Here is a 13,901-nt window from a genome sequence, read left to right as displayed (position 1 = left end):
GGGATGGCTGGGCACAGGATTGGGTATGGACTGGCCCTGGATCGGGCCAATTGATGGGCTCATTGTGCCAGCTCCTTCGACCAGTTGATGGCGGTGACGTAGATGCCAAGCGGGTTTTCCCGCAGCGCTTCGGCGCTGTGGGGCGGTTGCAGCGTCACGGTGAGGATGGCGCTCCAGTTCTGGACTGAAGACAGCGCGCCGTCCTTGTAGTGATGCTCAACCCAGTCGATCTGGAAACTGTCCGGCGAGGCCCGGATAACGCTGGAGATGTCGACAGAGACCTGCTCGTGTCCGAGCGCCGCGAAAGGATCGTCGACGCGCGCATACTCATTCAGTGCCTGGGCACCGGAGGTGGTGGTAAAGTCATAGGCCTGGAGCCAATGCTGCCGCAGGACGATGGGATCATCGGGGAGTGAGCGGACATCCTGGATGAAATTCGCCAGATACCAGGCGATCTGCGGATCGCTGGGCCGGTAGTCGGCGGTGGCAGGCGCTACGGCCTGGGCCTGACCGAGCTTATCGACCTGCACCACCCAGGGCACGACGCTGCCGCGTGCGGCCTGCCAGAGCAGCCCACCCGCCAGCCCGATGGACAGGGCCAAAGACCCGAAAGCCATCAACCGCCAGTTCTTCGCCTGCACGCGGGCAGACCCGATGCGTTCATCCCAGGCCTGCGCGGCGCGCTGATAAGGCGTCTCGGGTTCAGGTGTGCGGCCATAACGAACCGAGGCGCGACGAAACAGCGCCATGCCTATTCTCCTTCCCTGAGATTGACGGAGTGGCCACCGCCAAAGCGGTCACCGGATTTGACCGCCTGAGCCGCGGTCTGCGCTCCGCGTTTCAACGCCTGGCCATGCTTCATGCGTTCAGCCCAGCGCGGAGCGGCTGCCGAACCGGCGTCAGGAGCGGTCTCCTTGCCTGCTACGCTGTTGGCGGAAGCGCTCTCGACCGGGGCTGAGCTGGAGGCTTTCCCGGCGGCAAAACCTTGTCTCATGGCCCCGGTTGCCTGACTGGCGGCACGCCTTACACCAGCTGTGGCCGAATTCCCGGCGGAACGACCGATACCGCCCAGCCCGCCCATGACGCCGGCGGCACCAGGTTGTCCGGCCGCACCGCGGCCATAGGCGCCGGCAACGGCACCTGCTGCGGCGGCACCACTGCGCGCGGCAGCTGCAGAGCCGGACATAGCCGCCATGGCGCCCCTTCCGGCCAAGCCAACCGCGCCTGCGCCGGCCATGGCGGTGCCCGCGACCGCAAGACCGGTGCCCACAGCGGCTCCCGCACCAAGCTGCGGCGCGCCGGAGACCAGGCCGGTGGCAATGCCCGGCCCATAGATCCCGAGGCCGAGCAGCGACAAAGCCGCCAGCACCGTGGCAAGGGCCTGGCTGATGTTGGGCTCGGCCGAACCGTAGCTGGTGGTGAACTGGGCAAAGAGCCCGGTACCGATACCGACAATGACGGCAAGCACCATCACCTTGATCCCGGTGGCGACGATATTGCCGAGCACCTTCTCGGCCAGGAAGGCGGTTTTGCCGAAGAGTGCGAACGGCACCAACACGAAGCCGGCCAATGTCGTCAGCTTGAATTCGATCAGCGTCACGAAGAGCTGCACCGCCAGGATGAAGAAGGCGATCAACACCAGCAGCCAGGAAACCATCAGCACGGCGATCTGCACCGCATTGGTGAAAATCGCGACCGGTCCCACCAGCTGCTCGGCTGCGTTCAGCAGCGGCTGCCCGGCAGTGATACCGACTTCGGCGAGGCGACCCGGTTCGAGGAACTGAGTCTGGGAGATGGAGGAGCCGCCTGCTGCGAGACCCAGCCCGGCGAAGCTGTCGAAAACCACCTTCGTCAGGTCATCGAAATTGCCGATGAGATAAGCAAAGAAGCCGATATAGAGGGTCTTCTTCACCAGACGCTGGATTATGTCCTCATCCGCACCCCAGGCCCAGAATAGCCCGGCCAGCGTGATATCGATGATGATCAGGGTGGAGGAGAGTGAGAGAACGTCGCCCTTCACCAGCCCAAAGCCGGAATCGATATAGCTGGTGAAAATATTCAGGAAGGTGTCGATGACGCCGACATTGTTCATGCGGGCGTCTCCTATCGCCCGTTGAACATCGTGACGTTGCCGGGCGTGTAGGCGTTCAGCGTCGCGAAATTCTTGTAGAGCGCTTTGCTCTCTGCTTCGGTTGTGGCGGTGTTCGCTTGTGCCAACGCATCCGCTCGTGCCTTCGCCGACGTCACCCCGACAAGGTCGGCGAGTTGCTGGGATTGCAGGGCCAATAGCTGGTTGCCTGCCTGGGCGGCCTGCAGGGCGCCAGTGGCATTCTGGCTGGCGGAGACCAGTGACTGCATGGCACTGGCATCGGAGGAGATATTCCCGACAACACCAGCCTGGACTTTCAGGGAGTCTTCGAAGGCGCCGACCGAATTTTGCCAGCGCGTCTGTGCCCCGGCGATCAGCGTGGCGTCGGATGCCGTGCTGGAGACCGAACCATAGGTGCTGGTGAAGGCCTGCTCAATCTGTTGGACATTGAAGGCGATGTTCTGTGCCTGGGAGATCAGGCCTTCGGTTTGCTGCACTGAGGATTCGAGCTGGGTCAGGGTGGAGAGCGGCAGGCTGGTCAGGTTCTTCGCCTGATTGACCAGCATCTGCGCCTGGTTGGTGAGGCCCTGGATCTCATTGTCGACCTGCTGCAACTCGCGCGCCGCGGTCAGTACGTTCTGCGCATAATTGGTGGGGTCGAAGACGATCCATTGCGCCAATGCACGTGGCGCCGTCAGGGCGAGAAAAGCGACGCCCAACGGAAAAGCGGTAACAATGGCAAGGGCAACAGCAGCGACGCGGTGCTCGCGACGCACCAGACGCAGGCTCGTCATGGCGAAGCCTCCAGGTTGGGTAGGTCAGGAATGAGATCGGCCGCCCAGTCGAAACCGTGCTGCCTCAACCAGGATTCGGTGAATGATGCGCGGCCATGTTCGGCCAGGATGCGCTCAATAGCGGCATGATCGGCCTTGGAGGAGGCGGCGCAGAAGGCAAGCGCCACCGGGCCGAGGCCCAATTCGAACAGCCGGTTGCCGCGTCGCGACTGGCAGTAATAATCGCGCTTCGGCGTGGCACGCGCGATGATCTCGATCTGCCGGTCATTGAGCCCGAAGCGGCGATAGATGGCAGTGATCTGCGGCTCGATGGCGCGCTCATTCGGCAGAAAGACGCGCGTCGGACAGCTTTCCACGATGGCGGGCGCGATTGGGCTGTTATCGATGTCGGAGAGGGATTGGGTGGCGAAGATGACCGAGGCATTCTTTTTGCGCAGGGTTTTGAGCCACTCGCGGAGCTGCTGGGCGAAGGCCGGATCGTCGAGGACCAGCCAGCCTTCATCGATGATCAGCAGCGTCGGCCGTCCGTCCAGCCGTTGCTCGATACGGTGGAAGAGATAGGTCAGCACGGCGGGCGCCGCGCCGGCGCCAATCAGCCCTTCGGTCTCGAAGGCTTGGACCGGGGCGCCGCCAAGATGTTCAGTCTCGGCATCGAGTAACCGCCCGGAGGCGCCGCCGACGCAATAGGGCTGGAGCGCCTGCTTCAGCGTGGTGGATTGCAGCAACACCGCGAGGCCGGTGATGGTGCGCTCATTGACCGGCGAGCTGGCCAGCGAGGTCAGGGCTGACCAGACATGTTCCTTCACGGCCGGGTCGATGGCGACGCCCTCTTTGGCGAGGATGGCCGCGATCCATTCCGCCGCCCAGGCGCGCTCGGCCGGATCATCGATCCCGGCTAGAGGCTGCAACGAGACCGTGGTCTCCGCCCCAACTCCCGTGGACAGGCTTCCCCCAAGATCGTGCCAGTCTCCGCCCATGGCGAGTACGGCGGTGCGGATCGACCCGCCGAAATCGAAGGCAAAGATCTGGCTGTTCGGATAGCGCCGGAACTGCATCGCCATTAGGGCCAGCAGTACGGATTTGCCGGCCCCCGTCGGTCCGGCGATTAGCGTGTGACCGACATCTCCGACATGCAGCGAGAACCGGAACGGCGTGCTGCCTTCGGTCTTGCCGAAGAAGAGCGGCGGTGCCTTGAAATGCTCGTCGCGTTCGGGTCCGGCCCAGACCGCCGAGAGTGGGATCATATGGGCGAGGTTCAGCGTGGAGACTGGTGGTTGTCGAATATTGGCGTAGGCATGGCCAGACAGCGAGCCAAGCCAAGCTTCAATGGCATTCACCCCTTCTGCCATGCAGGTGAAGTCCCGGCCCTGAATCACCTTCTCGACCAAGCGCAGTTTCTCAGCGGCGAGCCCGGCATCCTGGTCCCAGACAGTGATCGTGGCGGTGACATAGGCCTGGCCGACATCATCGGCGCCCAATTCCTGCAGCGCCATGTCGGCGTCCATAGCCTTGTTGGCCGCATCGGAGTCGACCAGCACCGATTGCTCATTGGTCATCACCTCCTTGACGATGGCGGTGATGGATTTGCGTTTGGCGAACCATTGCCGCCGGATTTTGGTGAGGAGGCGGACTGCTTCGGTTTTGTCGAGCAGGATGGCGCGGGTGGACCAGCGATAGGGGAAGGCGAGCCGGTTCAACTCATCGAGGATGCCGGGAAAGGTAACGGTCGGGAAGCCGACGACGGTCAGCGTGCGCAGATGATGACTGCCCAGACGCGGCTCCAGCCCGCCCGCCAGCGGTTCGTCTGCCAGCAGTACGTCGAGATGCATCGGCGTCTCGGGCACGCGAACACGCTGCGTCCGGGTCGAGATGGTGGAATGCAGGTAGGTCAGCGTCTCGTTATCATCGAGCCAGAAGGCCTCGGGCATAAAGCCTTCAACCAGATGCAGTACCCGGTTGGTACGGTCGATAAAGCCGCGCAACAACTCCCAGGGATCGACACCGGTCTGGGGGCGGCCTTCATAGAGCCAGCTTTCGATACGGGAGGCGTCTTCGACGGGTGGGAGCCACACAAACGTCAGGAAATACCGGCTCTCGAAATGCGCCCCGGCTTCCTCGAAGGCATCCTGGCGTTCCAGATCGACCAGTGCCGAGGCTGGGTCGGGAAAGGTGCTGTGAGGATAGCTCTGGGCGGCGATCCTCTGTGCCTCGACGAAAATCGCCCAGCCGGAGCCGAGACGCCGGAGTGCGTTATTGAGCCTTGCCGTGACACCGACCAGCTCGGCGGGCGTGGCGCTGTCAAGGTCTGGTCCTCGAAAGCGCGCCGTGCGCTGGAAAGAGCCATCTTTGTTCAGCACCACGCCTGACGCCACCAGCGCAGCCCAAGGCAGAAAATCTGCGAGACCGGCGGGACGGTTGCGGTATTCGGTGAGGTTGAACATAGGAGCCCGCCCTCACACGCCGAGATGAGCCGGGTAGCGCAGATGCCGACGCACCACGTCCACGAATTGCGGATCACGTTTGGCCGCCCAGACGGCGGCGGTATGGCCTGCCATCCAGAGCAGCGCGCCGGGGAGCCAGAGCCGCAGCCCCAAAGCGATGGCGGCGGCGAGCGTGCCGTTGGCGATGGCCACCGTGCGCGGCGCACCCGCCATTAGGATCGGGTCGGTGAGGGCGCGATGCACCGGCGCGAAGAAGCCGGGCTCATTCGGGTCGGTAATCCCGGCCATTAGATCAGCGCCCCGCCGGAGAAGGAAAAGAAGGACAGGAAGAAGGAGCTGGCCGCGAAGGCGATGCTGAGCCCAAAGACGATCTGTATCAGCCGGCGGAATCCGCCGGAGGTATCGCCGAAAGCGAGCGACAAGCCGGTCACGGTGATGATGATCACCGAGATGATCTTGGCCACCGGCCCCTGCACGGATTCCAGGATCGCGTTCAGCGGGGTTTCCCAGGGCATGTCTGAACCTGAGGCATAAGCCGGCGGGGCCAGCAGCACGAATAAGGCGATGGCTGGCGCGAGATTCGTCGCATGGCGACGCATGGACCAGGCTGCTGACGACACGCGGCGGACAAGGAAGCGGTTGCGGATCATGATGTGGCATCTCCAACGGATGAACCAAAGCTGGCGCCATCACCTCCAGCGGCGCGGATGCGGTAATCGCCCGTGGCGGGATCAAGGCCGGTGACGAAAGCGAGTTCGGCGAGGCGGCGTTCGCTGCCCCGGCCCTGCAGCACGGCGATGAGATTGACTGTCTCGGCGATCAGCGCCCGGGGTACGGTGATGACGGCTTCCTGGATGAGCTGTTCCAGGCGGCGCAGCGCGCCAAGCGCCGTGCCGGAATGAATGGTGCCGATACCCCCCGGATGACCGGTGCCCCAGGCCTTGAGCAGATCGAGCGCTTCCGGCCCGCGGACCTCGCCGATGGGGATGCGGTCGGGCCGCAGGCGTAGAGCGGAACGGACCAGATCGGAGAGCGAGGCGACGCCATCCTTGGTGCGTAGCGCCACCAGATTCGGCGCCTTGCATTGCAGCTCGCGCGTATCCTCGATCAGCACTACCCGGTCGGTGCTTTGCGCCACTTCCAGGAGCAGGGCGTTGGTGAGCGTCGTCTTGCCGGTCGAAGTGCCGCCCGCGACGAGGATGTTGTGCCGCTCCCGCACCGCGATGCGGAGGATCGCTGCCTGTTGGGCGGTCATGATCCCGTGCTCGACATAGTCGATCAGGGTGAACACGGCGGTGGCGGGCTTGCGGATGGCGAAGGCGGGTGCCGCGACTACCGGTGGCAATAGGCCCTCAAAACGTTCTCCCGTCCCGGGCAATTCGGCGGAGACGCGCGGGCTGCCGGGATGGACTTCGGCGCCGACATGGTGGGCGACGAGGCGCACGATGCGTTCGCCATCGGCGGCGCCAAGCGAGTGGCCGGTATCTTCCAGCCCACCGGTCAACCGGTCGATCCAGAGCCGTCCGTCAGGGTTCAACATCACTTCGACGATCGACGGGTCTTCGAGGAAGTCAGCGATCGCGGGACCGAGTGCTGTGCGCAGCATGCGTGCGCTTCGCGTGAATGATTCGAATTGCAGATTGAGCACCATTGCATGCATCCCCAGCAGAGGCCGATCGCAGGGCGCGATCGGCGGCGGGGATGATTAGAAGGGACAAAAATCAGGGCGCTTCAACAAGGTTTTTGTCTCGGGACAAGAAGAGCGCAGCATGGAGCAAAAAGATTTGCGGCAGCGTAGATCAGTCTTCTTCGCCGGTTGCGCCCTCAGGGTTCGAGTGGGCTGACTGAGTTTCTGTCTCGCTGGTGCGGAGGAAATCTCGTGGAATTTCGTCGAGCAAAGTGCGGCCGTGATTCAGCCGGCGGCCCAGCGCCTCGATGAACCCCTCATAGCGTTCCCGTCCTTTGGCCTGGGCGCTGGTCTGGGCTTCTGAAGGCAAAGGTGGTGTGACGGTCAGCCAGAACCGGACGAACAGCGCCAAAGCTTCGATGGAAATGCCGCTATTGCGTTCGAGGCGTTGCACCTGCCGGGTTAGCCGGTCGAGGCGACGCGCGAAGGCGGCCTCCTTCCGGTCAGCGCCATCGGGCGAGAGGAATGAGGCAATGGCGGCTTCGACGATGGCGGACCGTGTCAGCCGCTTGCGGATGGCGAGTTCGCTGATCTGGGAGATCATCTCGACGGGGAGAGACAGGTTGAGGCGGTCGCGCATTGTCTCTCCTACAGCCCAAGCCCGTCGGACGGATCCATGGAGCCTTGCCGCGCAAGGCCTTGCATGCGTTGGCGTTGAAGCGTGCGCTGGCGGGTGGCCTCGTCGGGCGTGTCGTCCAGCATATCGAATTCATCCCGTTCAAGATGGGCTGAGGACGGTTCCTTCATCAGGGCGATGTGATCAGGCTGTTCCGGCAACTCCGGTTCGCGCCGGATGCCGCCATTGGCGTCATCGCCTTCGGTCTTCAGTGGTTTGGTGAGATCGCCTGAAGGGGGCAGAGGCGGGAGCTGTGACCAGTCATCCGGCCGTGGGGCACGCTGTGCGTCCCGGGGTGGCGACAGGATACGCTCCTGGAAACGCCGGTCCTCGTAATAGCGGGCCTTCTTTGCGCGGATCGGGTGGATGCCGGAGACCATGACGATCTCGTCGGTAGGGGGCAATTGCATGATCTCGCCTGGGGTCAGGAGCGGACGGGCGGTCTCCGAGCGCGAGACCATCAGATGGCCGAGCCAGGGTGATAGACGGTGTCCGGCATAATTCTTCTGATCCTTCATCTCGGTGGCGGTGCCGAGAGCGTCCGAGACACGCTTCGCGGTGCGCTCGTCATTGGTCGCGAAGCTGACGCGGACATGGCAGTTATCGAGGATGGCGTTATTGGGGCCGTAGGCTTTTTCGATCTGGTTCAGGGACTGGGCGATCAGGAAACTCTTCAACCCGTAACCGGCCATAAAGGCGAGCGCGCTTTCGAAGAAATCCAGGCGCCCCAAGGCGGGGAACTCATCCAACATCAGCAGCATGCGCTGTTGTTTGGTCCTGGGCTTCAGCTCCTCCGTCAGGCGGCGGCCGATCTGGTTGAGCACCAGGCGGATGAGCGGCTTGGTGCGGCTAATATCCGAGGGCGGCACCACGAGGTAGAGCGTGGTGGGCCGAGTGCCGGAGACGAGATCGGCGATCCGCCAATCGCATTGGCGCGTGACCTTGGCCACGACCGGATCCCGGTAAAGCCCCAGGAACGACATCGCCGTCGACAGCACGCCGGATCGTTCATTGTCTGACTTGTTCAGCAGTTCGCGCGCGGCGCTGGCGATCACCGAGTGAACTCCGGCCTCACCCAGATGGCGGGTGGTCATCATGACCCGCAGGGTTGCTTCGATCGGGCGCCTGGGATCGGAGAGGAAGCTGGCAACGCCTGCCAGGGTTTTGTCGGCCTCGGCATAGAGGACGTGCAGGATGGCGCCGACCAGCAAAGCGTGGCTAGTCTTCTCCCAATGATTGCGCTTCTCCAGGCTGCCTTCCGGGTCGACCAGGATATCGGCGATATTCTGGACATCGCGCACCTCCCATTCGCCACGCCTGACTTCGAGCAGGGGATTGTAAGCGGCCGAGGCGCTATTGGTCGGGTCGAATAGCAGGATCTTGCCGTGTTTGCCTCGAAAGCCCGCGGTCAGCTGCCAGTTCTCACCCTTGATGTCGTGGACGATGGCGGATCCGGCCCAGGTCAGCAGCGTTGGCACCACCAGCCCGACGCCTTTCCCCGATCGGGTTGGGGCGAAGCACAGCACATGCTCCGGCCCGTCATGGCGGAGATAGGTTGTCTCATGCCGGCCGAGCATAACGCCGTCTGGCCCCAGCAGGCCCGCGGCCTTTATTTCTTCCCGGCTGGCCCAGCGGGCGGAGCCATAGGTTTCTGCCTTCCTGGCCTCCCTGGCGCGCCAGACCGACATGAAGATGGCGGTGGCAGCGGCGATGAGGCCGCCCGAAGCCGCAATATAGGCGCCCTGGATGAACAGTGACGGGGCGTATGCATCGTAAGCGTACCACCACCAGAAGAAAGCCGGCGGCAGATAGACTGGCAGGCCAATCAGGTTGAACCAGGGCGCGCCCAGTCCCGCCTGGAAGCCAAGATGCCATGCCACCCATTCGGTGGCGGCCCACATCGTCGCCAGTACGATGGCGAAGACGATGGTGATTTGTCCCCAGAGAATCTTGGTGCCTGACATGACACGCTCCTTTCAGGAGCGAAGTCGGCGGCGGAATTCCTCGATTGCAAGGGGAATATTGGCGGCATCGCGGGCTGGAGAAACGGGGCGCAAAACTATTGGCTGGGGCGTAGGGCCGCAGCAGTGAGTATGGCTGGTGCCGGTCCTTAATGCAGGATCGGTGCCTTTGGTTCCTCATCCGGGCTCAGGGTCAGAGCAGCATGCCAGAGCGGCGTCTTGGTGAAGAATTCGCGCCGCTCCATGCCTTTGCCGACCCGGTGCTCCTCGAGCAGACCCATCCAGCATAAAGGGCGGAGAACATGGATATAGAATGTCGCCGTCAGATGATAATCATAGCGTCGGATCTCGGCTTCGCTGCCGCCGAACAGGACCGAGCAAAGTCGTTCCTCGGTAACAGCAGTCTCGGCTTCGACATTGACGATGCCGAGGAAAATGTCCCAGTCACCGACGAGGCGGTCACCATGCCGCGTGTAGCGGCTGTGATCCGTCTCTATGAGGAAGTGCCGTGCCAGATGCGCCCAGAGCGCGGCAGGTCTGGCCCTCAGCTCCTTGGCCAGCTTGGTGAGAGGCATCGTCCCTTTATAATACCGGGCTGGTGCTGAGCAGGAGGGAATGCAGGATCGCCAGCGGCAGCCGGACATGGCGGATCACCTTCGGTCGAGCGAGGTTTTCTCCACCACCTCGGCCATATCCGCGTCGAGCTTAAACAGGTGCGTGCTGCCGGAGTTCGGGCAGACCCCGGCGACCATATACCAATTCTCCCCGCACCAAATAGATTAGCAATGTCTTGCGCACCGCCGGTGACCGGGACAGGGCGTAAACGCGGCATTACTGCCGCGTTCGCAGTCCAGTCTACTACTCTTCATTTGAAACAAAAGTATGCCAAAATACGGCGCATTTCCCAAAGATTATGTTGATGTCTGTCGGGTAGAACGTCTCGGACCGAACATCAGGCGACCGCCTTCTCAACCGCCTGCTCCAGCAGGAGGTCAGCGATCTGTTTTCTGAGCCAAGATGAAGCAGGGTCCTGGTCCAGCTGCGCCGACCAGATCATCGTGGCCGCGGGCAGCGGCAGTTTCAGCGGCGTGGGGCTGAGCGTCAGGCCAAAACGGGGGCCATAACGCTGAGCCATGCGGGTCGGCACCGTAGCAATAACGGGCGCGTTCGCTGCGGTGGCGAGCACGCTCATGAATTCCGAGGATGCAGAGACTACGTTCAACTCGGCACCGATCTCGTCCAATGCGGCCTCCAGGCAGCCCTGCAGACTGTCCGTGAGCGTCACCACCACGTGCGGCAGAGCTAGATAGTCTGCTAGTTCGATCGGGGGGCTGAGGGGCAAGTGTTGGGGATTGAAGATGCAGCTCAAGGACGGCTCGAACAGTACCTTCGACCGGTAGCGCCGGGCTGTGGATGGCTCGAAGCAGCCCACCGCAATATCCAGCGATCCCTCGTCGAGCAGCCGATGAACCTCCTCGCGTCCCGCGCGCTGGCTGAGCAGGCGTAGCCCCGGCGCCGCCCGACGCATTGTCTCTGTGAGGTCGGGGATCAGCAGCAGTTCCAGCTCGCCAGAGAAACCGATACGTATGGTACGCTCCTCAGTCCTGGGGTCGAACATAGCGGGTGCGTGCAGTGCAGCCTGCATCTGCGCCAGTGCCGCCCGGATCGGACCGGCCAGGGAAACGGCGCGCGCTGTCGGCTGAATGGCGCTACCGACCCGAACGAACAACTCGTCCTGCAGGAGAACGCGGAGGGTTGACAGGTTGTGGCTCATCGCTGGCTGCCCGACCTTAAGCCGGGCAGCCGCACGCGTGACACTGCGCTCGTGCATCAACGCGTCGAAGGCAACGAGGAGGTTAAGGTCGAACGAACGAAGATCGAAGTGGTTGATGGAGGCCATGAGTCAGATCGATTTGAATAATAACTCATGTGGTCTCACATGTCGGTCCGAGCAAGATCAGCCTTTGAACGGAATGAGAGCATGCCACATAATGTCACTTCGTACCGAGTTGGCGACGCCACTATCTTCAAAATTCCTGAGTTGGCGCTCGATGGGGGTGATGCCGAAATATTGTTTCCCGACAGCGATCCTGCGGCGGTTGCGGAAGCGGTGCGAGGCCTTGGGCCAGGGTCGTTGGACCCGCGCACCCGCCTGCTACGCCAAAGCATCCATGTTTGGCTGGTGCGGACGCCAACACAGGTGATTCTGATCGACACTGCGACCGGCAACGACAAGAATCGCCCCACCATGCCGGTGCTGCACCGGCTTAATGAACCGTTTCTCGACCGGCTGACTGCGGTCGACGTGCGTCCGGAGGACGTGGACCTGGTTCTTCTGACCCACCTGCATGCAGACCATGTCGGTTGGAATACACGCTATGAAGACGGCCGCTGGGTCTCGGCATTCCCGAACGCGCGCTATCTCTTCTCGGCGCGCGAACGCGCCTATGTTGCGGCCGTTGCCAGGGGAGACGGCTCGGATGCTGCAATTCGCGCCGAAGCCGGGCTGGGCACGGCAACCAAAACGCCGCTACACGCGATCTATGAGGACAGTGTGCTGCCCATCATCGAGGCCGGGCTGGCGCATGAGGTTACCGTGGATGGGAGCGAAGTAGCGGCGGGTTTTGCCTTCCTGCCCAGCCCCGGCCACAGTATCGACCACGCATCTATCCGTTTCATCTCGCGCGGTGAGCAGGCGCTTTTCTGGGGCGATGTGCTGCACCATCCGCTGCAGGTAGCGCGGCCCGATTGGAATTCTATCTTTTGCGAGTTTCCGGAGGCGGCGCAGAAGTCTCGCCAGTGGGCGATGAACTATGCCGCGGAAACCGGCGCGCTCGTCTTCACTACGCATTTTGCGGAATCCTCCGTTGGTCGCCTCTCCCGTGAAGGCGACCGCCTCACCTGGCATTTCATCTAAGGATGGCAAACATGCTCCAAACAGCATCAACGACCGCCGGCCTCATCTCTGAACGACGGACGATCCCAAGCGATACCGCCGGTGTCGAGCTCCAGCTCATCAACCGGCGGCCAGACAGCGTCAAGGAATTCACTACCGAACGCACGCTGGTAATGATGCATGGCGCGACCTTTCCGTCGGCCAGCCTGTTCGACGTGCCGGTCGAAGGCGAATCGTTCATGGATGCGCTCGCGCACGCCGGCTACGACGTGTGGGCCGTGGACGCACGCGGCTATGGTGGATCGACACGGCCGCCTGAGATGTCATTACCGCCCAAAGAGGGTGCCCCCCTGACATCGGCGCGAACCGCTGTTCGGGATCTTCGTGCAGCGATCGACTTCGTCCTGCGGCATCGCGACATTACGCGTGTCAATTTGCTGGGCATGTCCTGGGGTGGCTCGGTTGCCGGCGCCTTCACAGCTGAGTTGGGCGAGAAAATTGCGAAGCTCATCCTGGTGGCACCGCTCTGGCTGTCGCGTACAAAGCTGCGCATCGATCCCGGTGGCGCTCTGAACACCTATCGGGTGGTCAGCCCCAAGACCTTCGAGACCGGCTGGCGCGTCGCCGCGCCGGAGCAGAAGCGCCAAGCTCTGATCCCAGAGGGCTGGTTCGAGGCCTGGGAGCAGGTGACGTTGGCAACCGATCCAGGGGCACCGACGGCTGGTACAATTCGGGCGCCGGCCGGCGCGGTACAGGATGTGCGCAACCATTGGACCGCCGATAACCCGCTCTACGATCCAGCGGTCATCCGCAATCCTGTACTTTTGATCGCGGCGGAATGGGATATCGACGTGCCGCTCGAAATGGCACAAGACCTGTTCGTCCGCCTAACCAGCGCCGATTATAAGCGGCTCATCGAGATCGGCGAGGGAACTCACATGGTACTGATGGAGAGGAACCGGCGCCAAGCATTCGACGCCGTTATTCGTTTCCTGGATGAAAGGTTCGAACCGTCGAGCTAGAGAGGAGCCTACCGCCGCTCACGCCCGGATCCTGCCCAAATACTCGCATCAAAACTCCATCCGGAACCAAATGCCCGTATCGATGATCTATGCCCTGGGCCCAAGCCCACGAATAGCCGATTGACAGTCAAGCACGCCGCACCAGAGCCTCAACGCCGCGCTTACGCTGCAGTCACCGGCCATTCAGGGAATAATACGACTGATCCCTGGCCTACGCCTGGGTTTTCTCCCGATTGATTCCGATATGATTCCGGAAAGATGTTTCAGATACGCAAAAAGCCGCCTTGCGGCGGCTTCAATGCATTGATTTGGTTTGATAAACTTGGTTGCGGGGGCACGATTTGAACGTGCGACCTTCAGGTTATGAGCCTGACGAGCTACCGGGCTGCTCCACC

Annotated in this window: 13 protein-coding genes; 2 read left to right on the top strand and 11 right to left on the bottom strand. The window is 62.6% G+C overall.

Annotated features, from left to right (window positions below; translation table 11 throughout):
* Nucleotides 1-59: 59 nt before the first annotated feature.
* The 11 genes from trbF to L2A60_RS11500 form a co-directional block, all read right to left on the bottom strand.
* Nucleotides 60-743 carry a conjugal transfer protein TrbF gene (trbF, locus tag L2A60_RS11550; protein WP_456237170.1) on the bottom strand — a complete coding sequence of 228 codons (684 nt, stop codon included), beginning with the start codon at nucleotides 741-743 and terminating at the stop codon, nucleotides 60-62.
* 8 nt (nucleotides 744-751) lie between these two features.
* A complete protein-coding gene (trbL, locus tag L2A60_RS11545) occupies nucleotides 752-2,092 on the bottom strand; it encodes a P-type conjugative transfer protein TrbL (protein WP_235704530.1) in 1,341 nt (446 codons plus the stop codon).
* 11 nt (nucleotides 2,093-2,103) lie between these two features.
* Nucleotides 2,104-2,883: a P-type conjugative transfer protein TrbJ gene (trbJ, locus tag L2A60_RS11540; RefSeq protein ID WP_235704529.1), complete on the bottom strand. Its 780-nt coding sequence runs from the start codon at nucleotides 2,881-2,883 to the stop codon at nucleotides 2,104-2,106.
* The gene (gene trbE / locus L2A60_RS11535; RefSeq protein ID WP_235704528.1) at nucleotides 2,880-5,324 is read right to left on the bottom strand and encodes a conjugal transfer protein TrbE; all 2,445 of its coding nucleotides are present in this window, start codon (nucleotides 5,322-5,324) and stop codon (nucleotides 2,880-2,882) included. The genes trbJ and trbE overlap by 4 nt, the downstream gene beginning before the upstream one ends.
* 12 nt (nucleotides 5,325-5,336) lie before the next feature.
* Entirely contained in the window at nucleotides 5,337-5,612 is a 276-nt protein-coding gene (locus L2A60_RS11530; RefSeq protein ID WP_235704527.1) for a VirB3 family type IV secretion system protein, read from the bottom strand.
* On the bottom strand, nucleotides 5,612-5,923 hold the full coding sequence (locus L2A60_RS11525) for a TrbC/VirB2 family protein (RefSeq protein ID WP_235704577.1): 312 nt from the start codon (nucleotides 5,921-5,923) through the stop codon (nucleotides 5,612-5,614). Before L2A60_RS11525 ends, L2A60_RS11530 begins: the two co-directional genes overlap by 1 nt.
* A gap of 47 nt (nucleotides 5,924-5,970) precedes the next feature.
* Nucleotides 5,971-6,930 (bottom strand): P-type conjugative transfer ATPase TrbB, encoded by a 960-nt coding sequence (gene trbB / locus L2A60_RS11520; protein WP_456237169.1) that lies wholly within the window; start codon nucleotides 6,928-6,930, stop codon nucleotides 5,971-5,973.
* 193 nt (nucleotides 6,931-7,123) lie between these two features.
* Nucleotides 7,124-7,591 (bottom strand): ribbon-helix-helix protein, CopG family, encoded by a 468-nt coding sequence (locus tag L2A60_RS11515; protein ID WP_235704525.1) that lies wholly within the window; start codon nucleotides 7,589-7,591, stop codon nucleotides 7,124-7,126.
* A gap of 8 nt (nucleotides 7,592-7,599) precedes the next feature.
* Nucleotides 7,600-9,591 (bottom strand): conjugal transfer protein TraG, encoded by a 1,992-nt coding sequence (locus tag L2A60_RS11510; RefSeq protein ID WP_235704524.1) that lies wholly within the window; start codon nucleotides 9,589-9,591, stop codon nucleotides 7,600-7,602.
* Between the two features lie 146 nt (nucleotides 9,592-9,737).
* Nucleotides 9,738-10,163: a hypothetical protein gene (locus tag L2A60_RS11505; RefSeq protein ID WP_235704523.1), complete on the bottom strand. Its 426-nt coding sequence runs from the start codon at nucleotides 10,161-10,163 to the stop codon at nucleotides 9,738-9,740.
* Nucleotides 10,164-10,540: 377 nt separating this feature from the next.
* Nucleotides 10,541-11,488: a LysR family transcriptional regulator gene (locus tag L2A60_RS11500; RefSeq protein ID WP_235704522.1), complete on the bottom strand. Its 948-nt coding sequence runs from the start codon at nucleotides 11,486-11,488 to the stop codon at nucleotides 10,541-10,543.
* An 81-nt stretch (nucleotides 11,489-11,569) separates the two neighbouring features.
* On the opposite strand from L2A60_RS11500, the gene L2A60_RS11495 reads away from it, so the two are divergent.
* Both L2A60_RS11495 and L2A60_RS11490 read left to right on the top strand, forming a co-directional pair.
* Nucleotides 11,570-12,505, top strand: coding sequence for an MBL fold metallo-hydrolase (locus L2A60_RS11495; RefSeq protein WP_235704521.1), 936 nt, complete (start codon nucleotides 11,570-11,572; stop codon nucleotides 12,503-12,505).
* Between the two features lie 11 nt (nucleotides 12,506-12,516).
* Complete coding sequence (locus L2A60_RS11490) at nucleotides 12,517-13,506, top strand: alpha/beta hydrolase (RefSeq protein ID WP_235704520.1); 990 nt, start codon at nucleotides 12,517-12,519, stop codon at nucleotides 13,504-13,506.
* Nucleotides 13,507-13,901 lie beyond the last annotated feature (395 nt).

The sequence above is a fragment of the Acidiphilium iwatense genome (genome assembly GCF_021556475.1).
Classification (GTDB): Bacteria; Pseudomonadota; Alphaproteobacteria; order Acetobacterales; family Acetobacteraceae; genus Acidiphilium; species Acidiphilium iwatense.
This window is presented reverse-complemented; position numbering and strand designations above follow the sequence as displayed.